Consider the following 21533-nt stretch of genomic DNA (forward strand, 5'->3'; position numbering starts at 1 on the left):
CTGCATCAGGCGCCGGTGATCAGTTTCCCGGCCTTGGATATCCACGAGCCGGCATTCTCGCGCGGCGCAAGCCCGTTGCTCTGCAGGAGCTTGTAGGAATCCTTGTACCATGGGCTGTCGGGATAATTGGTGCCGAGAACGGCGGCAGCGGTCTGCGCCTCCGAAGTCAGGCCCATCGCATAATAGCTCTCGGTCAGGCGCGCCAGCGCCTCCTCGACATGCCGGGTGTTGGAATAATTCTCGACCACATTGCGAAAGCGCTTGACCGCGGCGATGTATTCGCGGCGTTCGAGATAATAGCGGCCGATCTGCATCTCCTTGCCGGCGAGTTGGTCGTTGGCGAAGCGGATCTTTTCCTTGGCGTCATCGACATATTCTGAATTAGGCCAGCGCGTCACGAGATCCTGCATGGTCTGCACGGTCTGGCGCGCTTCCTTCTGATCCTGCGTCACGTCCTTGATCTGGCGGTAGTAGCTAAGGCCGATGATGTACTGCGCATAAGCCGCGTCATCCGTTGACGGATACAGCGTCAGATAACGCTTGGCCGACGAGATCGCTTCGTCGTAGCTGCCCTTGCGATAGTCGGCGAACGCGCCCATCACCATCGATTTGCGGGCCCACTCCGAATAAGGATGCTGGCGGTCGACCGCGTCGAACTTCTTGCTCGCCTCGTCGAGGCGTCCGGCATTCAGATTGGCGAGCCCTTGGTTGTAGAGAACGTCGGCCGGCTCGGTCTGATCGACATAGGTCGACAGGTCGATATCTTTTTCCGACGACATGCAAGCAGACAGGAAGAGCGATGGAACAACCACCGAAAGCGCCAGGAAAACGGACCGCTGCGGCGCTTTCAATTGACCGACTCGCTTGAAGAACATGATTGGATTGCGCCCTTTCGGCGTTATTTCAGTGCCTGTTGCATATCGTTTCCCCAAAACTGGTCCCCACTTCCAGGCGACATGCACTATCGACGGCAGCAGCCATAAACCATAACCGCCTTGCCCGGCAACGCTATGTCTAGGCAATCGAACATTTTTGTGGCGGCCGGGCCGCGCCGGAGCATCCCTGCGATTTCGCCGGCAAATGATGCATTCATGCAACACCAGCGAGCTGCGATGGTATCCGGAAAGTGGCGGCGACTCAGATCATCCAGGGCGCATAGAGAGGCGCGTTGACGGCGCTCATCTCGGCCGCACGGCCGCGCTCGCGGCGGGTCGTTTCGACGATCTCGAACGCGGTACGGTCCGACAGCACGCGCCGCAAGGCGGCCGCATTCAGCCTATGGCCGCCACGATAGGAGCGGAAGCAGCCGATGAAGCGGGCCCCGGCCAGTGCCAGGTCGCCCATGGCGTCCAGCGTCTTATGGCGTACGAACTCGTTGGGGTAGCGCAAGCCGCCCATGTTGATGACGCGGTTGTCGTCACCGATGACCAGCGAATTCTCAAGCGAGGATCCCAGCGCATAGCCGGCGGCCCACAGCCGCTCGACGTCCTTCATGAAGCCGAAGGTGCGGGCGCGCGCGATGTCGCGGCGGAAAATGTCCGCATTGATGTCGGACGCGAACAGCTGCCGGCCGATCGCCGGGCTTTCGAAATCGATCTCGACCTCGAAGCGGGTGCCGTCATAGGGCCTGAACTCAGCCCAGGAGGCGCCGTTCTCGATGCGGACCGGCTTGACGATCCGGATGTAGCGCCGCTTGACCGACAGCGTTTCGATGCCGGCCTGGTCTATGGCCTCGACGAACGCCATGGCGCTGCCGTCGAGGATAGGGACCTCATGGCCGTCGATCTCGATGATGACATTGTCGATGCCGAGCCCGAACAGCGCCGCCATGATGTGCTCGACCGTGGCGATGTGCTCGCCAGAGGGATCACCGAGCATGGTGCACAGGTCGGTTGCGCCGATCTCGGAAAACAGGGCGCGGAACTCGCGACCTTGCCCGTTCTCACTAAAAAGCTGGAAAACGATGCCGGTGTCGGCATCCGCCGGGAGAAAGCTGATGGAAACTTCCTTGCCGCTGTGAACGCCGGTGCCCGTAAGCGACGCGCGCGTCTTCACTGTCGTCTGATAGTCGTGCAAGACAATCCCCATAAGCCCGAAATGCCTAGGTCCGCTTCTCCAGCCCGAGGGCGCGGCTCTCTTGTAAAAATCGGCAGGCCAGGTCACTTCCCCCGAAATCCCGGCAAACCGACGACGGTAGGCAATGAAGATAATGTCCCGTCAGGGATAGTCCAAATCACGGTTTCTTACTCTTTGTAACCGCAACCGACGTATGGATAGCCTCTTAAGTGCTTGAATTTGCATTCTTTTAAACGTTAACAGGCAAGCAATTCCTTGCTTGCCTGTTAACAATTGTTACAGCCCGTTAACCGCTCAGTTGGCCTGGCGACGCAGGAACGCCGGAATTTCCAGCTGGTCGTCCTCCTGAGTCGCCCTGGCCTGCGGCGTCAGGCGGCCTTGGTCGTCGAGCTGGCCGCGACGAGGCGCGTAGAGCTGCGCGTCCTGGCTTGCCAGACGGCGCACTTCCGGTGCGGCCTGACGCAGCTTGGGCTCCCGCGGCTGCGCCGGCTGCAGGCGTGCAGGCTCTTCCTCGCGGCGCGTCAGGCCGTTGGTCAGACGCTTCAAGAGCCCCATCGGTCCGCTGTTCTCATGGTCGGCCGGGCGGCTCTTGGCGTCGACCTCGGCCTTCACGACAGGCGGAAAGTCCTCGACGCGCGGCATGCGCTGGGGAGCCATCGCGACCGGCTGCTGGACTTCGCGCAGGATCTCGCGCGGTTGCGGCGCCGGCTGCATCTGCTGGACCACGGGCTGCACCATCGGTTGCGGCTGCGCCGGCGGAGCCTGGAAGATCTTGCTCTGCGGACGGAAATCATCCGCATGGGCAATTGGCGCCGGACGGGCTTGCGCCATCGCCGCGGCGTTTGCTTCGGCCAGCTGGATCGCTTCCGCGACCGGATCGGCGGCGCGCGGCTCGTACGCAGCCTGCTGGGCCGGCGCGGGGCGGCTTTCCGCCGCGGCAACGGCCGGGCGGGCCGGCTTCTGCGGCGCGGTGCGGATCGAGATCGGCGCGGCGGCGATTTCGGCCGCCGACTTGTCGATGCCGGTGGCGACAACCGAGACGCGGATGACGCCTTCGAGCTCCTCGTCGAAAGTGGCGCCCAGGATGATGTTGGCGTCCTGGTCGACCTCCTCGCGGATGCGGGTCGCCGCTTCGTCGACTTCGAACAGCGTCAGGTCGCGGCCGCCGGTGATCGAGATCAGCAGGCCCTTGGCGCCCTTCATCGAGGTCTCGTCGAGCAGCGGGTTGGCGATCGCGGCTTCCGCGGCCGCCATCGCGCGGCCCTCGCCCGATGCCTCGCCGGTGCCCATCATCGCCTTGCCCATCTCGCGCATCACCGAACGAACGTCGGCGAAGTCGAGATTGATCAGGCCTTCCTTGACCATCAGGTCGGTGATGCAGGCTACACCCGAATAGAGAACCTGGTCAGCCATGGCGAACGCGTCGGCGAAGGTGGTCTTGTCATTGGCCAGCCGGAACAGGTTCTGGTTAGGGATGACGATCAGCGTGTCGACGCATTTCTGCAGCTCCTCGATGCCGAAATCCGCCGTCTTCATGCGGCGCTGGCCTTCGAAATGGAACGGCTTGGTGACGACGCCGACAGTGAGGATGCCCTTCTCGCGGGCGGCGCGCGCCACGACCGGCGCCGCTCCCGTGCCCGTGCCGCCGCCCATGCCCGCCGTGACGAAGCACATATGGGTGTTGGACAGGTGATCGATGATCTCGTCGATGCATTCTTCCGCTGCCGCGCGGCCCACTTCAGGCTGGGATCCGGCACCCAGCCCCTCGGTGACATGCGCGCCGAGCTGGATCAGCCGGTCGGCTTTCGACATGGTCAGCGCCTGCGCGTCGGTGTTGGCGACAACGAACTCGACGCCGCGCAGACCGGCGGTGATCATGTTGTTGACGGCGTTGCCGCCGCCGCCGCCGACGCCGAACACGGTGATGCGTGGCTTAAGCTCGGTGATGTCCGGCTTTTGCAGATTGATGGTCATTGTCTCCGTCCTTTGCCTTTCCTGCCGCTTCGCCGCCGCGGCCACTTATGGGGCTGTCCCCGTCAATTAGAAACTGTCTCTCAACCACTGACTCATGCGATGCAGTTTTCCGCCCGTTCCGGTCATCCTGAGACCGGAAATTCCTTTCGCCGGATGGCTCTCGAAGCTCGCCATCTGCGGATAGATCAACAAGCCGACGGCCGCCGAGAAGGCCGGCCCCTTCGCCGCTTCGGGCAGGCCCGCCACGCCGAGCGGGCGGCCGATGCGCACATTGCGCCCCAGGATGCGGCGCGCCGCTTCCGGCAGGCCGGCAAGCTGGCTGGCGCCGCCGGTCAGCACCACGCGCTTGCCCACCGCATTGCCGTAGCCGGACTTGTTCAGCCGGTCGCGCAAAAGCTCGAGCGTCTCGTCGATGCGGGCGCGCACGATGCGTGTCATGACGGAGCGCGGAATCTGGAGCGGCACTTCGCCCTCGTCGCCGATCGGCTGGATCGAGACCAGGTCGCGGTCATCGGCGCTGCCGGGCAACGCCGAACCGTGCATCACTTTCAGCCGCTCGGCGGCATCGAGCGAGGTCGACAGTCCCTTGGCCATGTCCAGCGTGACGTGGTTGCCGCCGATGGCGATGGCGTCTCCATGGACGAACTTGCCTTCCGAAAACACCGAGATCGTCGTCGTGCCGCCGCCCATATCGATGCAGGCGGCGCCCAGTTCCAGCTCGTCGTCGACCAATGCCGCCAGCCCGCTGGCATAGGGCGTCGCCACCATGCGCTCTACCGAAAGATGCGAGCGGTTGATGGAGAGCTCCAGGTTGCGCATCGGAGCGGCGTCGCCGGTCAGCACATGCATGTCGACGCCAAGCGTGTCGCCGACCATGCCGCGCGGATCGCGCACGCCGCGCTCAGCGTCGAGCGAGAAGCCGACGGGGAGCGAATGGACCACCTCGCGCTCGGTCTTCAGCGCCTGCTTGGCGCCGGCACCGAGCACCCGCTTGATGTCGGTCTCGTCGGCCTCATGGCCACCGAGGTTTATGGTAGCCGAGAAGGCTTCGCTCTTCAGCCGGCCGGCGGTCATGTTGACGATCAGCGAATCGACCGTCAGCCCGGCCATGCGCTCGGCGGCGTCGACGGAGAGGCGAATGGCGTGTTCGGCACGGTCGAGATCGATGACGACGCCCGATTTGACGCCCTGCGACTTCTGGTGTCCGATGCCGATCACCTGGATGCGGTGCGAGCGTCCGCGCAGCAGCTTGCCGTCATCGCATGGCTTCAGCTTCGCCACCATGCAGCAGACCTTGTTCGAACCGACATCCAGTACCGTCAAGGTGCCGGAGCGGCGCGAAGAGGCATCGCCTGAACCGCCAAGCCAGCTCATATCTTCGTCTCCGGCTTGCGCTTCAGCATTTTCGGCTTCTCGTTGAGCGCGGCTTCGCGCTGGGTCGCCGCCTCCGGCGTCAGTTGCACGACCAGCCGGTCGGACAGCCGCATGTCGACGGCGGCGATGTCGCGCGACAACAGCCCCTTGTCATGGTCCATGCCGACGAGTTCGGCGAGTGCCTGATCCTCGCCATCCTCGGGGAGCTTGACGGTGATGCCGTTGTCGAGCTTCAGGTCCCAGCGCCGATCGCCGACACGGACATAGCCCCTGATGCGGGTCGCGAGATCCGGGTATTTTTCGATCTTCGCCAGGAATTCCGGCGCCTTGGCCGGCGCGCCGGCTCCGATCAGCAATGGCAGCAGCACCTGCTTGCCACCCGAGAACGGTGCGATAACGGCACCGTCTTTTTCGATGACGGAGAGATCGCTGCCCTGCTGCCAAAGTGCGAACGCCTGACGCTCCTCGACGCGCACCTCCAACGTGTGCGGATAGACCTTGCGCACCGCGGCGACCTCGATCCAGGGCAAGGTGGCGATGCGTTCCCGCGCCGCCTCGGCATCGAAGCCGATCAGCGACGTCCAGCCGTCGAGCTCGAGCCTGTCGAGAATATCGATCTCGGACGTCTGGCGATTGCCGACCACCTTGACCTGGTCGACGGCAAAGCCGGTCCGGGCGGTGATGCTCTGGACGATGCCGTCGGCATGACCGCCGAGATAGGCACCATAGGCGCCGCTCGAGGCAATGAGCACTGCCGACATGATCGCGGCGGAGAAGCGCGGCGCCTGGAATTCGCCCTCGCCCAGGCGCGCCAGGATACGCACCGGGCGGCGAAGCACGCGCGGCAGCACGAAATGGTCGAACGACAATGGCAGGCTGAACAGCGCCGGCCCGGCCGCGCCCTTCCCCTTGCCCTGCCCCCACTTCAACGCAGACACGAAGCGTCCTCCACCATCCAACTCAACAGATCGCCGAACGAATGCCCTGCCTGGGCGGCGATTTCAGGCACCAGAGACGTCGGCGTCATGCCCGGCTGAGTATTGACCTCGAGCCATACAACCTCGCCATTTTCGGAGTGACGATCGTCATAACGGAAGTCCGACCGGGAAACGCCCCGACAGCCGACAGCTTGGTGAGCCTTGAGCGCCAGTGTCTGTATTTTTTGGTAAATATTCGGTGAAACTTTTGCGGGGCATTCGTGTTTTGATCCGCCCGCGACATATTTTGAATCGTAATCATAGAACGAATGGCCCGTCGGGATGATTTCGCAGACGCCAAGCGCCACGTCGCCCATGACGGCACAGGTCAGCTCGCGCCCATGGATGTAGCGCTCGACCATGACGGTATCGCCATATTTCCACTCGGACGAGCCGATGACCTGCGGCGGATGCGACTGCCCCTCATGCACGATCACGACGCCGAAGCTCGACCCCTCATTGACCGGCTTCACCACATAAGGCGGCTTCATCGGATGGTTGTTCTGAATGGCGAAGCGATTGGCGACCTTCGATTCGGCGACGGGGACACCGGCCAATTTCACGACTTTCTTCGACTGCTCCTTGTTCATCGCAAGCGCCGAGGCGAGCACGCCGGAATGGGTGTAGGGAATGCCGAGATATTCGAGAATGCCCTGAATGGTGCCGTCCTCGCCAAAAGGACCATGCAGCGCATTGAAGGCGACATCGGGCCTGAGATCGGCAAGCACGGAGCCGACGTCGCGCCCGACATCGACGCGCGTGACTTGATAGCCTTCCGTCTCAAGCACATCGGCACAGGCCTTCCCCGAAGACAGGGACACGGGCCGCTCGGACGAGAAACCACCCAGCAGGACGGCCACATGCTTGTTTTTCATTCCCCGTCATCCCCTCTCACGGCGGATCAAAAACCAAGATTTCCGCAACATTGAGTCCGAGTCTCCCGGCAGGTTGCCCCCCCAGACGGAAAACGCGGGAAACGCGTCGAACGACTCAAATCAGGAAACGCTTTGGAGCAGAGAATCAGAGAGTTGATTCACTGGCAAGTGCTTATGATTCCGGGAGATTCACTTTCTGAGAAAATGGATGCGAAAACCGCGCTGTTGAGTCTTTGGAGCAACGGTCGCGCGGTCGTTCCGGACCGGTTGAAGTTCATGCGTCACATGAACTTCAACCGCGGCTAGAGCAGCTGTCCAAGAAACTCCTGCACGGCGTGTCCGGGGCGGAAGTCCCCGATGCGCTTGATCTCCCAGTGCAGCCGGATGCCGGAATGTTCGAGCACCCGCGTGCGCACCGTTTCGCCGAGATATTCGAGTTCGTAGCCGGTCGCTGTCCCGGTGTTGATCATGAAATTGCAGTGCATGGGCGACATCTGCGCGCCGCCGATCAGCAGGCCGCGGCACCCGGCCTTGTCGATCTCTTTCCAGGCTGAGGTGCCTTCAGGATTCTTGAAGGTCGAGCCACCGGTCTTCTCGCGGATCGGCTGCACCGTCTCGCGATGGTTCTGCACCGCGTCCATCGCCGCCTTGATCACTGCCTTGTCCTCGGCAAAGCCCTCGAAAATCGCCGAGGTGAAGATCAGCCCGGACGGTGCCGACGAGTGCCGGTAGGCATAGCCCATATCGGCATTGCTCAGCGTCTGGACGTTGCCTTTGCGGTCGAGCGCACGCACCTCGACGACGCGCTCGCGCGTCTCGACGCCATTGGCGCCGGCGTTCATCCTCAGCGCCCCGCCGATGGCGCCCGGTATGCCGTGGTAGAAATGGAAGCCGCCGATGCCGGCTTCCAGCGCCACCGCGGCGATGCGCTTGTCGGGCGTGGCCGCGCCAGCCTTGATCGATGTCGGCGAAACAATTTCGGTTTCACCGAACCCCTTGGCCGACAGCCTTATGACGAAACCCGGAATACCCCCATCGCGCACAAGCAAGTTCGAGCCGACGCCGACTATGGTCAGCGGTATCTCTTCGGGAACCGCTTTCAGGAAAGCAGCGAGATCCGCCTCGTCCGCTGGCTGAAAGAGCGCCTCGGCCAGTCCTCCGGCGCGGAACCAGGTGATCTTGTCCATCTCGGCATTCGGCGTGATGCGGCCGCGCAGGCCGGCAAGCCGGCCGCCAAGTCTGTCGATCAGCGCCTGGCCCTGCATCATGAGACGGCCAGCTCCTTGGGCAGCGCATAGGCCCATTGCGTGATGTTGCCGGCGCCGAGGAAGACGACGAAGTCGCCGGGCCTGGCCAGATCACGGACAACAGGCGCTATTGCTTCCGGACCCTCGATGTAGCGCGCGTCGCGATGGCCCCCGGCGCGGATGCGCGACACCAGCGCATCCGAGGTCACGCCTTCGATCGGCTCCTCGCCGGCGGCGTAGACCGGCGCCACCATCACCGTGTCGGCGTCGTTGAAGCAGGCGGAGAACTCATTGAACAGATCATGCAGCCGGGTAAAACGGTGCGGCTGGGCAATGGCGATGACGCGGCCCTTGGTGGCGCTGCGCGCGGCTTTCAGCACCGCAGCGATCTCGACCGGATGGTGGCCGTAATCGTCGAACACTTCGACGCCATTCCAGGAGCCGGTTTGGGTGAAGCGACGCTTGACGCCGGCGAAGGACGACAGGCCTTTCTTGATCGCCTCGGCCGACAGACCGAGCTCATGCGCCACCGCGATCGCCGCCGTCGCATTGGAAACGTTGTGGCGGCCGGGCATCGGCAGGCGCAGATCCGATATCGTCGTCTGGCCGCGTCCCTTGCGGTCGCGGATCACCACGTCGAATTCCGAGGTCGCGCCGGCCATGCGATGGTTGGTGAAGCGCACGTCGGCCTGCGCGTTCTCGCCATAGGTGATGACGCGGCGATCCTCGATTCGGCCGACCAGCGCCTGCACCTCCGGGTGGTCGGTGCACATGACGCCGAAGCCGTAGAACGGCACGTTCTCGACGAACTGGCGGAAGGCTTCGCGCACCTTCTCGAAACTGCCGTAGTGATCGAGATGTTCGGGATCGATATTGGTGACGACGGCGATATCGGCCGGCAGCTTGAGGAAGGTCCCGTCGCTCTCGTCGGCTTCGACCACCATCCACTCGCCGTCCCCCATGCGCGCATTGGTGCCATAGGCGTTGATGATGCCGCCATTGATGACGGTCGGGTCGAGCCCGCCGGCTTCGAGCAGCGTCGCTACCATCGAGGTCGTCGTCGTCTTGCCGTGCGTGCCGCCGATCGCCACTGCCTGGCGGAAGCGCATCAGTTCGGCCAGCATTTCGGCGCGGCGCACGATCGGCAGCAATTTCTCCCGTGCCGCCTTCAGTTCGGGGTTGGATTTCTTGATAGCCGTCGAGACAACCACCACTTCGGCATCGCCGAGGTTTTCTTCCCTGTGGCCGACAAAGCATTCGATCCCCTTGTCGCGCAGCCGCTGCACATTGGCGCTGTCGGCCTGGTCGGATCCCTGCACCTTGTAGCCGAGATTGTGCAGCACTTCGGCGATGCCACTCATGCCGATGCCGCCAATGCCGATGAAATGCACGAGGCCTATGGTCTGCGGCATCTTCATGCGTGCGTTCCCTTCTTAAAATCCGAAACGGTTTTGCGGGACGCAATAGCCTCTGTGAGATCGGCGAGCAACCGTGCGGCGTCCGGTTTGCCGACCGACTTCGCCGCCGCAGCCATTGCCGTGAGCCGTTCGGGCTCGGCCATCAGGGCGCCGATCAGCGCCGCGATGCGCTCGGGCGAAAGTGAGGATTGCGGTTCCACTTCGCCACCGCCGGCGGCCGCAAGAGCGGCTGCGTTCGCGGCCTGGTCGTGATCGAGCGCATAGGGATAGGGCACCAGCAGCGCCGGCCGCCCGATGACCGCGATTTCCGAGACGGTCGACGCGCCGGAGCGCGACATCACCAACTGTGCGGCCGCTATACGCGCCGCCATGTCGCTGAAGAAGGGCGAGACCTCGACACCGACGCCAAGCGCTGCATAGGCCGCCTTCACCCGCCCGACATCATCGGCCCGAGCCTGCTGCGTGATCACCAGCCGCTTGCGGAGTGCGTCGGGGAGCAAGGCGACGGCCGCCGGCACCGCATCGGAGAAGAACTGCGCGCCCTGGCTGCCGCCGAACACCAGCAGGCGGAAGGGATCATCTCCGGCCGAGGCGACGTAGGCGGTCTTTGCGGCTTCGAGCACCTGTGGGCGAACCGGATTGCCTGTCGTCACCGTCTTGGCGCCGACGGCGCTTTCGTCTTGGGGCAGGAAGCCACCGGCAATCGCATCGACGCGGCTGGCCAGCGCCCGGTTGGCGCGTCCCATCACCGCGTTCTGCTCGTGGATCAGCGTCGGCACCTTGCGCCGCGTCGCGGCGTAGAGCGGCGGCAAGGTCGGATAGCCGCCAAAGCCGACCACGGTGTCGGGCTTGATCCTGCCGATGATGGCGGACGCCTGGCGCACGCCGCGCCAGATTTTCCAGAAAGCGCCAAGCAGGGCAACAGGATTTTTGGAGCCCAGCGTCGCGGACTGGATCGGGTGGATGGCGGCGGCCGGGAAGTGGCCGGCAAAGCGCTCAGCGCGGTCGTCGGTCGCCAGATGCACCGTCCAGCCACGCGCGTTCAACTCATGCGCCAGTGCCTCGGCCGGAAACAGATGTCCGCCGGTTCCGCCCGCCGAGAGAAGGATAACGCCTCTGGCCATGTCACTCCGCCGGCATGGCGCGCTGTGGCAAGGCAAAGCCCACCTGCTTGCGCTTTTCCGGTCGCTTGCGCGTCAGCGCCAGCACCATTCCCATCGAGATGGCGATGGCAATCTGCGAAGAGCCGCCATAGGAGATGAACGGCAGCGTCATGCCCTTGGCCGGCACCAGCTGCAGGTTGACGCACATGTTGATGACTGCCTGCAGGCCGAACACGGTGACGAGGCCGCCGACCGCATAGCGGGTGAAATCGTCATGCTCCTTCAGCGCCGTGTTGAGGCCGCGCAGCACGATGAAGGCGAAGATGGACATGATGAAGAAACACATGATCAATCCGAATTCCTCGCCCGCGACCGAAAAGACGAAATCGGCATGGCTGTCGGGGATGACCCGCTTGACGGTGCCCTCGCCCGGCCCGACGCCGAACCAGCCGCCATTGATCAATGCGTCGCGGCCCATATCGACCTGGAACGTGTCGCCTTCGCCAGTGAGGAACTTGTCGATACGCAGGGCGACGTGCGGAAATACCGTATAGGCGGCAAAGACGCCGCCGACGCCGGCCGCTCCGAGCACGACGATCCACAGCCATGGCAGCCCCGCCATGAAGAACATGATGCCCCAGGTGCCGGTCGTCAGCATGGTCTGGCCGAGGTCCGGCTGCGCCACCAGCAGCGATACGACCAGTACCAAGAGCAACATGGCGAAGAGATTGCCCGGAATGTCGGGCTGGCGCTTGTGTTCGGCGAACAGCCAGGCGCACATGATGACAAAGGCGGGTTTCAAAAACTCCGAGGGCTGGATCGACAGGCCGGCAAGCGACACCCAGCGCCGCGCGCCTTTCACCTCGACGCCGATGTAGAGCACCGCCACCATCAGCACCAGCATCAGGCACAGCATGATCAGCGCCATGCGCCGGATTTCTCTGGAATCGAGGAAGGACACCGCCAGCATCACGCCGAGCGCCGGCACGGTGAAGATGATCTGCCTGGTCGCGAAATGGAAACTGTCGAGGCCGATGCGTTCGGCGACCGCGGGACTTGCGGCGAAGGACAAAACTATGCCCAGCCCCATCAGCGACAGGAACGCCGCCAGGAACCAGCGATCGATGGTCCACCACCAGGTCGCAACCGGGCTTTTGTCGAGACGGCTCTGCATTATCGTGCCCCTCCGATGGGTTTGACGCCCTCGATAGCATTCGCAGCTTGCCTGAAGGCTTCGCCGCGGACCTCGAAATTCTTAAATTGGTCGAAACTGGCGCAGGCCGGCGACAACAGCACCACCGCCTCGCCGCCATCGTCCTTGGCCGCATCATGCGCGGCATGCTCGACCGCGGCTGCAAGCGTGCCCGATATCTCATACGGCACCGCCTCGCCCAGCGTCGCCGAAAAGGCCGGCGCTGCCTCGCCGATCAGATAGGCCTTGGCGATACGCGGGAAGAAGCCGCGCAGCGGCTCGATGCCGCCTTCCTTGGGCAGGCCGCCGGCGATCCAGTAGATGCGTGAAAAGCTCGACAGGGCGGGTGCCGCCGCATCGGCGTTGGTCGCCTTGGAATCGTTGACGAACAGCACGTGGTCCTTGCGGCCGACCTGCTCCATGCGATGCGCCAGGCCCGGAAAGCTTTCCAGTCCGGACTGGATCTCGCCGAGGTCGAGCCCGACCTTGAGGCAGGCGGCCACCGCGGCAAGCGCGTTTTGCGCATTGTGCTGCCCGCGCAGCGAGCCGATGCCTTCGAGGAAGGCGACCCGGCTGTAGCGGCCATGCACCGCTTCCATCAAATTGGTGCCATCGGCGAAATAGCCGTCGGTCAGCGGCAGCCGCTTCGAAATGCGGATGACGTGCCGCCCCGCCCGCTCCAGCCGTTCGGCAATCTGCGCACACCAGGAATCGTCGATGCCGACGATCGCGGTCTCGCTGCCGGCAACCAGCCGCTCCTTGATCGAAGCGTAATGCTGCATGGTGCCGTGACGGTCGAGGTGATCCGGCGTCAAATTGAGCAGGATGCCGGCCGTCGGATTGATCGATGGTGCGAGGTCGATCTGGTAGGACGAGCATTCGACGACATAGTGCCGGTCGGGTTGCGGCGGATCGAGTGTCATCACGGCGCGGCCGATATTGCCGCCCATCTGCGTATCGCGGCCGGAAGCCTTCAATATATGCGCCGTCAGCGCCGTGGTCGTCGACTTGCCGTTGGTGCCGGTGATGGCGATGAACGGGGCGGCTGGCGCGCCGAGCGTCCGCTCGCGGCAGAAAAGCTCGACGTCGCCGATGATCTCGACACCCGAACCGCGCGCCAGTTCCACCGTCCAGTGCGGTTTGGGATGCGTCAGCGGCACGCCGGGCGACAGCACGAAAGCGGAGAACGTCGCCCAGTCGGCTGTGTGCAGGTCGCCGGTTGCAATCCCGGCGGCTGCCGCCTTGGCGACACTGTCGGGATTGTCGTCCCAGGCCAGAACCTCAGCCCCGCCCTCGATCAGCGCGTGCGCGGTCGCGATCCCCGAGCCGCCGAGCCCGAAGAGCGAAACACGCTTGCCTGCGAAGGATGCGGCGGGAATCACGGGGCGCGCCTATCTGAGCTTGAGGGTGGAAAGGCCGACCAGCGCCAGGATGACGGCGATGATCCAGAAGCGGATCACCACCTGGCTTTCGGTCCAGCCGAGCTTTTCGAAGTGGTGATGGATCGGCGCCATTAGGAACACACGCTTGCCGGTCATCTTGAAGTAGCCGACCTGGATGATGACGGACAGGATCTCGACCACGAACAGCCCGCCGACGATGACCAGCACGATCTCGTGCTTGGTGGCGACCGCAACGGTGCCGATCAGCCCGCCCATGGCCAGCGAGCCGGTGTCGCCCATGAAGATCGCCGCCGGCGGCGCGTTGAACCAGAGAAAGCCGAGGCCGGCGCCGATGACCGCGCCTAGCACAACAGCCAGTTCGCCGGTGCCGGGCACGAAATGGATCTGCAGATACTCGGCGAACACCGCATTGCCGGAGAGATAGGCAATGACGCCGAAGGACGCCGCCGCGATCATGATCGGTACGATCGCCAGGCCATCCAGGCCGTCGGTGAGGTTCACCGCATTGCCCGCCCCCACGATGACGAAGCAGGAGAACGGGACGAAGAACCAGCCGAGATTAATCAGGAATTCCTTGGCGAAGGGGAATGTCAGCGACGAGGAGAACGGCGCCTGGCCATTATGCATGATCGCCCAGGCGGCGATGCCGGCGATGACGAATTCGAGCGCCAGCCGTGCTTTGCCGGAAAAGCCGAGATGCGACTGTTTCGTCACCTTCAGATAGTCGTCGTAGAAGCCGATCGAGCCGAAGCCCAGCGTCACCAGCAACACCACCCAGACATAGATGCTCGACAGGTTCGCCCATAGCAACGATGAGCCGATGATGCCGGACAGGATCATCAGTCCGCCCATGGTCGGCGTGCCGGCCTTCTTGAAATGGGTCTGTGGCCCGTCGGCGCGGATCGGTTGGCCCTTGCCCTGGCGCAACCTGAGCGAATTGATGATGGTCGGCCCGAAGATGAAGACAATCAGCGCCGAGGTGATCAGCGCCCCGCCGGTACGGAAGGTGATGTAGCGGAAGACATTGAAGACCGAGATCTTGTCCGCGAAATCGACGAGCAGTGTGAACATGCGCTTTTCGTCCCCGACTTGACCCTAGGTCTGTTTGCCGATTGTCGTTTCAGCCGGGAACTTGCCCAGCAACGCATCGACCAGCTTTGCAAAGCCGATGCCCTTCGACGATTTGATCATCACCACGTCGCCTGGCTTCAGTGCGGCAAACAGAACCGGCTTCAATTCCTCGACGTTGGCGCGGTATTCTGTCCTGATCTCGCCCGGCAGCGCTTCCGCCAGCGCCCGCATCTCCGGACCGCCGAGAAAGACGGTCTGCGTGCCGGTGCCGACGATGAGACCGGCAAGTGCAGCATGCAGCTTGGCCGAATACTCGCCGAGCTCCAGCATATCGCCCAGCACGGCGATGCGGCGGCCTTCGCCCGTCACCGGCGTCGCGTTGAGCAGCGCCATGGCGGCCGCCATCGAGGCGGGGTTGGCGTTGTAGCTTTCGTCGATCAGCGTGATCGGTCCACCGGGGTGGCTTGAAGTCGGGCCACCGGGATGGCTCGAAGTCGAGCCACCGGGATGACGCAGCACATAGCGTTTGCCGCGGCCGCGCTCGGCCGAGAGATCGGCCAGCGCCAGGGCAACCTTGTCGAGATCGGCGCCGACCAGACGGGCCGCGCCGAGGACCGCCAGAATGTTCTGCACCATGTGGCGGCCGGGCGCGCCGATGCGAGCCGTCACCTCGTGACCGCCGATCCTGGCGGCAATGTCGGAATGATCGGCATGGACTTCGCATTTGACCAGTCTGAAGGTTGAGCGCGCGTTCTCGCCGAACCCATAGACATGCTCGACGCCGGCGGCGTGCGCCATCTTGTCGAGAAGCTTGAAACGCGCGTCGTCGCGGTTGAGGATCGCCGCGCCGCCGGGTTCCAGCCCTTCGAAAATCTCGGCCTTCGCCTTGGCGATCTCGTCCAGATTGCGGAAGAAGCCGAGATGCGCCGCCGCGATCATGGTGACGATGGCGACATGCGGCCTTACCATCTTGACCAGCGGCCTGATCTCGTCGGGATGGTTCATGCCGATTTCGAACACGGCATAGTCGCAATCGGCCGGCATTCGCGCCAAGGTGAGCGGCACGCCCCAATGGTTGTTGAACGACTGCGCCGAGGCATGCACCTTGCCGACCGCCGACAGCACGTGGCGCAGCGCTTCCTTGGTGGTCGTCTTGCCCGCCGAACCGGTCACCGCGATGATCTTGGCCTGGGAACGGTCACGCGATGCGACACCGAGCTTTTCCAGTGCCACCAGCACGTCCTCGACGACGATCATCGGCGCCGTCAGCCGGCCAAGCGACGGCAGCTTGCCTTCGGCCACGACCAGCACCCCGGCTCCGGCCTTGATGGCGGCGGTCGCGAAATCATGGCCGTCCATCGCCTCGCCCTTGATGGCGAAGAAGGCGTCGCCCGGCTGAAGGCTGCGGCTGTCGATCGAAATGCCCGATATGCCGTCCGGCATCGGCCCGATCGGTCGTCCGTCCATGGCGGCGACCAGCGTCTCGGATGTCCACAGCAAATTCATGCGGCACGCTCCAGCAGCGCGGCACGGACTTCTTCGTGGTCGGAGAAATGCAGGGTCTCGGTGCCGATCGTCTGGCCTTCCTCATGACCCTTACCGGCCACGATCAGCGTGTCCCCGGCATGCAACATGGAAACGGCCTCGTGGATCGCCGCGCGCCGGTCACCGATCTCGATCGCGCCGGGAGCGGCGGCAAGGATCGCGGCACGGATCGTCTCCGGCACTTCCGAGCGCGGATTGTCGTCGGTGACGATGACGACGTCGGCGAGCCGCGTCGCGATCTCGCCCATGATCGGCCGCTTACCGCGATCGCGGTCGCCGCCGCAGCCGAACACGACGATGACCCGGCCGGTGGTGAACGGGCGCACCGAGGCAAGCACGTTTTCCAGCGCGTCCGGCTTATGCGCATAATCGACATAGACCGGCGCGCCGTTTGCAGTCGTCCCGACAAGGTCGAGCCGGCCGGGTGCGCCCTTGAGTTTCTCCAACGCCTTCAAGGCCTTGGCGACTGGCGTTCCCGTGGAGATGGCAAGCCCGGCCGAAACCAGCGCGTTGGCTATCTGGAAATCGCCGGCCAGCGGCAGGTCGATCTCGTAGAGCATCCCGTCGGCCTCGACCTCGGCACGCTGGCGGTGGCGCTCATGCTCGACCCGCTTCAGCTTCAGGAAATCGCCGTGGCGGCCGACCGTCAGCACGCCGAGCCTTGCGGCCTTCGCCGCCTGGATGGTTGGCGCCGACCACGGATCGTCGGCGAAGATCACGGCCGGCGCGCCCTTCGGCAGCAGCGCATCAAACAGACGCAGCTTGGCCCGGTGATAGTCCTCGACCGTCGGATGGTAGTCCATGTGGTCGCGGCCGAGATTGGTGAAGCCGCCGGCGGCCAGCCTGACGCCGTCGAGACGGCGCTGGTCGAGACCATGGCTGGAGGCCTCCATGGAGGCATGGGTGACGCCGGCGTCCGCCAGTTCAAGCAACAGCTGATGCAAGGCGACGGGATCTGGCGTCGTCAGCGAGCCATAATCGTTGCGGCCCGGCGCCACCACGCCGGTGGTGCCGATCGAGGCCGCGGCAAAGCCGGCCTGCTCCCAGATCTGCCTGACGAAAGCGGCGACCGAGGTCTTGCCGCTGGTGCCGGTGACGGCCACCATCGTCTGCGGCTGTTTGCCGAAATAACGGGCCGCGCTCAGGGCCAGCGCTAGGCGCGGGTCATCGACGGCCAACACTGGAACCGGCAGTCCCCCAAGGGCGCTGTCCTTGCCCGCGACGATGGCGGCAGCCCCTCGTGCGGCGGCGTCCGCGGCATAGGCGGCGCCATCCGCCTTGCTTCCAGCGAGCGCGAAAAAGACGACGCCGGGTTTTACCTGGCGGGAATCCGAAGAGATGCCGGTAACCTCCAGATCGGCGGAAGCTGTTCCTTCGACTGGCAGGATACCGGTTAGATTTTTGAGCTTCATCGAGTTCCGTTCACCGCAACAAAATAGCGCGCAGTTGCCGGCGCGCCCTAAGAATCATTGATAGGAAACCAGCGTTGCACCATTTTCATGGCTGAAATCTGGCTTCACGCCAAGCATGGCCGCGGAACGCCTGATGATATTGCCGGCCATGACCCCGGCATTCGCGGCCGCGACGTCCGTCATGCCCGGCTTTTCCGGGTGCGGAGCATCGGCAATCGTAAACACGAGATATTGCGGATCGTCCATCGGGAATGCGGCGACGAACGTATTGAAATTCAACTCCTTCGAGTAGCGGCCATTGATGACCTTCTCGGCTGTTCCGGTCTTGCCGCCAACGCGGTAGCCGGGGACCCTGGCATTTCTGGCCGAGCCCTTCTCGGCGTTGAGCATGTAGAGATAGCGCATGCCCTCGACCGTTTTGTCGGCTACCACTTTCTTGGCCGCCGCCATCGCGTCCTGCTGGCTGCGGATCAGGAATGTCGGCTCCATCAGATATCCGCCATTGATCAGCGCCGCGCAGCCGACAGCCGCCTGCAACGGTGTCGTCGACACGCCATGACCGAAGGCGATGGTGAACGAGTTGACCTGTTTCCAGACCTTCGGCTCAGTCGGACGGGCGACTTCCGGCAGTTCGGTCTGCATCTTGTCCAAGATGCCAAGACGATGCAGGAATTCGCGGTGCGCCTCGATGCCGACCAGTTCGGCCTCCCTGGCCGACCCGATGTTGGATGAATAGAGGAACACCTCCGGTAACGACAGCACGCGGTTCTTGCCGTGGAAATCGTGAATGGCCTGATGGCCGACCCGGATTGGATGCGAAGCGTCGAAGCGGCTCGCCATCGTCGCCTTGCCGGAATCGAGCGCCATGGCTGATGTGAAGCTCTTGAAGGTCGAGCCCATCTCATAGAGCCCCGCCGACATCCGGTTCAGCCGGTCCTTGTCTTGTGCATTGTAGGGATTGTTCGGATCAAAATCCGGCACCGAGGCCATGGCCACCACTTCGCCGGTCTTGACGTTGAGCACGACGGCGCCCGCGCCCATGGCGCGATAGCGCTCCAGGCCGGCGGCAATCTCGTCGCGCACCACGTGCTGGACGCGCAGATCGATCGAGAGCTTCACCGGCTTGAGATCCTTCGCCACCGCCAGGCCCGACGCCTGCAGGTCGCTCAGGCCCTGCTCGTCGATATATTTCTCCATGCCGGAGATGCCTTGATTGTCGATATTGGTCAGGCCGACAATGTAGGACGAGGTTTCACCACTGGGGTAGAAACGGCGCTTCTCGGTGCGGAAGCCGAAACCGGGAATGCCGAGCTGCATGATGTCGGCCTGCTGCTTGGGCGTCAGCTGCCGCTGCAGCCAGACGAAGCCGGCGCCGCTCTTCAGCTTATGGTAGGTCTGCTCGTAATCGATCTCCGGCAGCACCGTCGACAGCTTTTCGATCGCCTCGTCGGCGTCGACGATGCGGCGCGGCTCTGCAAACAGCGATGCCGTCTTGATGTCCGTCGCCAGCACCTCGCCGTTGCGGTCGACAATGTCGGGTCGCGAGGCCGTCACCCGGCTCTGCGGGCCGCCCGACATGTCGGGGGTCTGGAAGCCGAGATAGACAAGCCGCCCGGAAATGATCGAGAAGATACCGAAGAACACCGCCATCGTCATGACGATGCGCGCCTTGCCCTTGCCTCCGGTCGCCTTGCGGGCGCCATCGACCACGATTGAACCGTCTTCGCTGGCCCTGGGGCGACGTTTCAGCAGTTTGCCGATCATTGGGCGATGCCTCCGGTCACGATGGGATCCTTGCCGTCCGAGGGTGTGTTGCCGGAATTGTCTGCCATGCCGCCTTGGCGCCCGTTCAGGATGTCCTGGATGTCGAGGGTTTTGGCTGGCAGGTCGCCGAGGCCGACGATCTGGTGCGCGCTGACCGGCTCCAGTTCAAGCTGCGACTTGTAGAGCTCGGCGAGCTTCTGTAGCCGCGATGGCTGGGTGAGCAGGCTCCAGTCGGCCTTGAGCAGGTCGATCGTGTCCTCCTCGTAGCGTATCTCAGCATGGATCTTCTGCACTGCAGCCAATTGGTCCTCGGCCTCGCGCTTGGTTTTGTAGGTCAGGGCCGCCGCCGAGACCATGACGGCGATGAGGACGATGTCGCTGGAACGAAACACGTGCTTACCTCTCCCCCGGCCGCTCGATGCCGGGAAGTTTTGGGCCGGGAAGTTTTGGAAGGCCGAAAATCGAAAAATCGCCGGCACGCGCCGGCGCATCGGTGCGGATGGCGGCGCGCAGCCTTGCCGAGCGGGCGCGCGGGTTGGCCGCAGTCTCGGCCTCACCCGGCGTCACGCCGCCGCCGGACTTGCTGAAGGTGGCACTGCGTGCCCGTGCCTCCGGCATGTGGCGCGAGCCGCTCGCGGCGTCGGAGCGATCGGCAATGAAGCGCTTGACGATGCGGTCCTCCAGCGAATGGAATGTCACCACGGCAAGTCGTCCGCCCGGCTTCAGCGCCCGCTCGGCGGCGAACAGCGCCTTGGCCAACTCACCGAGCTCGTCATTGACGAAGATGCGCAGCGCCTGAAAGACGCGGGTGGCGGGATGGATCTTGTCCTTCGGCGCCCGGCCGATATGCGTCTCGATGGCGTCGGCAAGCTCCAGCGTGCGCTCGAACGGACGCTTTTCGCGACGCGCTTCGATCATGCGCGCGATGCGCCCGGCGTGGCGCTCCTCCCCGAGGAAGCCGAAGATGCGGGCAAGATCGCCCGGCTTGAAGTTGTTGACGACATCTGCGGCGCTGAGGCCCGCCTGCGCCATGCGCATGTCGAGAGGCCCATCGACGCGGAACGAAAACCCGCGCTCCGCCTGGTCGAGCTGCATCGAGGAAACGCCGATGTCGAGCACGACGCCGTCGGCACTTTCGACATGCTGGTCCAGCATCGAGAATGGCGCCTGCACCAATCGCAGGCGGCCGCCTGATTGGGCTTCGAGATTGCGACCAGCCGCTATGGCATCCGGATCGCGATCAATGGCAACCACGGACGCGCCGGCCGCCAGGATGGCCTTGGTGTAGCCGCCGGCGCCGAACGTGCCGTCGACGATGACGTCCCCTTCCGCTGGCGAGAGCGCCTGCAACACTTCGGCAAGGAGGACCGGAATGTGGCGGGCCGGTCCGCCAACGGCGTTGATATCATCGCCGTGGCCCACCGTCATTCCGGTCGCTCCCCAGGCTTCGTCCCCTGCCGAAGCTGCAAAAGCCGGGCCCGCGCCTGCGCTCCGTAGGCCGCAAGCCGTCCCGGCTCCCAGATCTGAAAGAAATTGCCGCGCCCGACAAAGGCTACTTCCGCCGAAAGGCCGGCATGTTCGCGGATGAAGTCGCTGATCGTGATGCGACCATCCTGGTCCAGCTTCAGGAATGTTCCGTCGCCATGGCAGAAGAACGACATGTCGTCCGCCGTCTGCTGGAACGGATCCTCGAGCGCGATGCGCTGCTCGTAGCGGTCGAGCAGGTCGGGCCCGCCGACATCCATGGCCGGCAGATCCAGGCAACGCAGCGCGTATAGATCCGAATAGCCGCGTTTCTGAACGACGGCGCGAAAATGCGCAGGAACGGACACCCGCCCCTTCGCATCGATCCTGCTCACCGTGTTCGACAGAAACCGGTCCATCACACGTCACGGCCGCTTGCGCCGCCGCACCCCTCTTCGTCGTGTTGCACGCGCCACCGCTACGCGTTCCCTGCCCTGAACCCGCCTCCGTGACAGGGGCGAAAACCGGCAAACGCGCAGCCGCCGCGGCTGCCCGATTGGCGTACGCTTCACTCTGACGCGGAACGAAGGCTTTGGTATCGATATGGGATATCATGGGGTGTTATGGGCGTCAACGGG

Annotated in this window: 18 protein-coding genes; all 18 read right to left on the reverse strand. The window is 64.0% G+C overall.

All coding sequences use genetic code 11. From position 1 onward, the window contains the following. Positions 1 to 5: 5 nt before the first annotated feature. Positions 6 to 875, reverse strand: a complete 870-nt coding sequence (locus tag FJ986_RS18490) for an outer membrane protein assembly factor BamD (RefSeq protein WP_140495233.1) — start codon at positions 873 to 875, stop codon at positions 6 to 8. A gap of 262 nt (positions 876 to 1137) precedes the next feature. Beyond that, positions 1138 to 2088, reverse strand: a complete 951-nt coding sequence (gene lpxC / locus FJ986_RS18495; RefSeq protein ID WP_140495231.1) for a UDP-3-O-acyl-N-acetylglucosamine deacetylase — start codon at positions 2086 to 2088, stop codon at positions 1138 to 1140. A 282-nt stretch (positions 2089 to 2370) separates the two neighbouring features. Next, positions 2371 to 4050, reverse strand: coding sequence for a cell division protein FtsZ (gene ftsZ, locus FJ986_RS18500; protein ID WP_140516587.1), 1680 nt, complete (start codon positions 4048 to 4050; stop codon positions 2371 to 2373). Positions 4051 to 4116: 66 nt separating this feature from the next. Next, positions 4117 to 5424, reverse strand: a complete 1308-nt coding sequence (gene ftsA, locus FJ986_RS18505; RefSeq protein WP_140675391.1) for a cell division protein FtsA — start codon at positions 5422 to 5424, stop codon at positions 4117 to 4119. Next, the gene (locus FJ986_RS18510; RefSeq protein WP_140675394.1) at positions 5421 to 6362 is read right to left on the reverse strand and encodes a cell division protein FtsQ/DivIB; all 942 of its coding nucleotides are present in this window, start codon (positions 6360 to 6362) and stop codon (positions 5421 to 5423) included. The genes ftsA and FJ986_RS18510 overlap by 4 nt, the downstream gene beginning before the upstream one ends. Then, positions 6350 to 7276, reverse strand: a complete 927-nt coding sequence (locus tag FJ986_RS18515) for a D-alanine--D-alanine ligase (protein ID WP_140495223.1) — start codon at positions 7274 to 7276, stop codon at positions 6350 to 6352. Before FJ986_RS18515 ends, FJ986_RS18510 begins: the two co-directional genes overlap by 13 nt. Before the next feature lie 302 nt (positions 7277 to 7578). After that, positions 7579 to 8544, reverse strand: a complete 966-nt coding sequence (gene murB / locus FJ986_RS18520) for a UDP-N-acetylmuramate dehydrogenase (RefSeq protein WP_140495221.1) — start codon at positions 8542 to 8544, stop codon at positions 7579 to 7581. Continuing rightward, on the reverse strand, positions 8541 to 9941 hold the full coding sequence (murC, locus tag FJ986_RS18525; RefSeq protein WP_140495219.1) for a UDP-N-acetylmuramate--L-alanine ligase: 1401 nt from the start codon (positions 9939 to 9941) through the stop codon (positions 8541 to 8543). The genes murB and murC overlap by 4 nt, the downstream gene beginning before the upstream one ends. Further along, positions 9938 to 11065, reverse strand: coding sequence for an undecaprenyldiphospho-muramoylpentapeptide beta-N-acetylglucosaminyltransferase (murG, locus tag FJ986_RS18530; RefSeq protein WP_140559522.1), 1128 nt, complete (start codon positions 11063 to 11065; stop codon positions 9938 to 9940). Before murG ends, murC begins: the two co-directional genes overlap by 4 nt. A gap of 1 nt (position 11066) precedes the next feature. Continuing rightward, positions 11067 to 12218 (reverse strand): putative lipid II flippase FtsW, encoded by a 1152-nt coding sequence (ftsW, locus tag FJ986_RS18535; RefSeq protein WP_140516599.1) that lies wholly within the window; start codon positions 12216 to 12218, stop codon positions 11067 to 11069. Then, on the reverse strand, positions 12218 to 13618 hold the full coding sequence (gene murD, locus FJ986_RS18540; protein ID WP_140495213.1) for a UDP-N-acetylmuramoyl-L-alanine--D-glutamate ligase: 1401 nt from the start codon (positions 13616 to 13618) through the stop codon (positions 12218 to 12220). Before murD ends, ftsW begins: the two co-directional genes overlap by 1 nt. Before the next feature lie 9 nt (positions 13619 to 13627). Beyond that, positions 13628 to 14710, reverse strand: a complete 1083-nt coding sequence (gene mraY / locus FJ986_RS18545) for a phospho-N-acetylmuramoyl-pentapeptide-transferase (RefSeq protein WP_140495211.1) — start codon at positions 14708 to 14710, stop codon at positions 13628 to 13630. Between the two features lie 24 nt (positions 14711 to 14734). Continuing rightward, positions 14735 to 16216: a UDP-N-acetylmuramoylalanyl-D-glutamyl-2,6-diaminopimelate--D-alanyl-D-alanine ligase gene (locus tag FJ986_RS18550; RefSeq protein WP_140495209.1), complete on the reverse strand. Its 1482-nt coding sequence runs from the start codon at positions 16214 to 16216 to the stop codon at positions 14735 to 14737. Further along, a complete protein-coding gene (locus FJ986_RS18555; protein WP_140672398.1) occupies positions 16213 to 17667 on the reverse strand; it encodes a UDP-N-acetylmuramoyl-L-alanyl-D-glutamate--2,6-diaminopimelate ligase in 1455 nt (484 codons plus the stop codon). Before FJ986_RS18555 ends, FJ986_RS18550 begins: the two co-directional genes overlap by 4 nt. Before the next feature lie 54 nt (positions 17668 to 17721). Then, positions 17722 to 19431, reverse strand: a complete 1710-nt coding sequence (locus FJ986_RS18560) for a penicillin-binding protein 2 (protein WP_140580012.1) — start codon at positions 19429 to 19431, stop codon at positions 17722 to 17724. Beyond that, a complete protein-coding gene (locus FJ986_RS18565; protein WP_140495202.1) occupies positions 19428 to 19823 on the reverse strand; it encodes a hypothetical protein in 396 nt (131 codons plus the stop codon). Before FJ986_RS18565 ends, FJ986_RS18560 begins: the two co-directional genes overlap by 4 nt. Before the next feature lie 4 nt (positions 19824 to 19827). Beyond that, positions 19828 to 20859: a 16S rRNA (cytosine(1402)-N(4))-methyltransferase RsmH gene (rsmH, locus tag FJ986_RS18570; RefSeq protein ID WP_140495200.1), complete on the reverse strand. Its 1032-nt coding sequence runs from the start codon at positions 20857 to 20859 to the stop codon at positions 19828 to 19830. After that, the gene (mraZ, locus tag FJ986_RS18575; RefSeq protein WP_140495198.1) at positions 20856 to 21314 is read right to left on the reverse strand and encodes a division/cell wall cluster transcriptional repressor MraZ; all 459 of its coding nucleotides are present in this window, start codon (positions 21312 to 21314) and stop codon (positions 20856 to 20858) included. Before mraZ ends, rsmH begins: the two co-directional genes overlap by 4 nt. Positions 21315 to 21533: the final 219 nt, after the last annotated feature.

Origin of the sequence: Mesorhizobium sp. B1-1-1, from assembly GCF_006442955.1 — a bacterium.
GTDB lineage: Bacteria > Pseudomonadota > Alphaproteobacteria > Rhizobiales > Rhizobiaceae > Mesorhizobium.

Bases quoted from the DNA above. Each gene is read 5' to 3' on its own strand.
- ftsW (WP_140516599.1), bottom strand. From the start codon at position 12,218: ATGCAGAGCCGTCTCGACAAAAGCCCGGTTGCGACCTGGTGGTGGACC.
- FJ986_RS18550 (WP_140495209.1), bottom strand. From the start codon at position 16,216: ATGAATTTGCTGTGGACATCCGAGACGCTGGTCGCCGCCATGGACGGA.
- murC (WP_140495219.1), bottom strand. From the start codon at position 9,941: ATGAAGATGCCGCAGACCATAGGCCTCGTGCATTTCATCGGCATTGGC.
- lpxC (WP_140495231.1), bottom strand. From the start codon at position 2,088: ATGGGGATTGTCTTGCACGACTATCAGACGACAGTGAAGACGCGCGCG.
- FJ986_RS18490 (WP_140495233.1), bottom strand. From the start codon at position 875: ATGTTCTTCAAGCGAGTCGGTCAATTGAAAGCGCCGCAGCGGTCCGTT.
- ftsZ (WP_140516587.1), bottom strand. From the start codon at position 4,050: ATGACCATCAATCTGCAAAAGCCGGACATCACCGAGCTTAAGCCACGC.
- mraY (WP_140495211.1), bottom strand. From the start codon at position 14,710: ATGTTCACACTGCTCGTCGATTTCGCGGACAAGATCTCGGTCTTCAAT.
- rsmH (WP_140495200.1), bottom strand. From the start codon at position 20,859: ATGACGGTGGGCCACGGCGATGATATCAACGCCGTTGGCGGACCGGCC.
- FJ986_RS18555 (WP_140672398.1), bottom strand. From the start codon at position 17,667: ATGAAGCTCAAAAATCTAACCGGTATCCTGCCAGTCGAAGGAACAGCT.
- murB (WP_140495221.1), bottom strand. From the start codon at position 8,544: ATGATGCAGGGCCAGGCGCTGATCGACAGACTTGGCGGCCGGCTTGCC.
- ftsA (WP_140675391.1), bottom strand. From the start codon at position 5,424: ATGAGCTGGCTTGGCGGTTCAGGCGATGCCTCTTCGCGCCGCTCCGGC.
- murG (WP_140559522.1), bottom strand. From the start codon at position 11,065: ATGGCCAGAGGCGTTATCCTTCTCTCGGCGGGCGGAACCGGCGGACAT.
- FJ986_RS18515 (WP_140495223.1), bottom strand. From the start codon at position 7,276: ATGAAAAACAAGCATGTGGCCGTCCTGCTGGGTGGTTTCTCGTCCGAG.
- mraZ (WP_140495198.1), bottom strand. From the start codon at position 21,314: ATGGACCGGTTTCTGTCGAACACGGTGAGCAGGATCGATGCGAAGGGG.
- FJ986_RS18560 (WP_140580012.1), bottom strand. From the start codon at position 19,431: ATGATCGGCAAACTGCTGAAACGTCGCCCCAGGGCCAGCGAAGACGGT.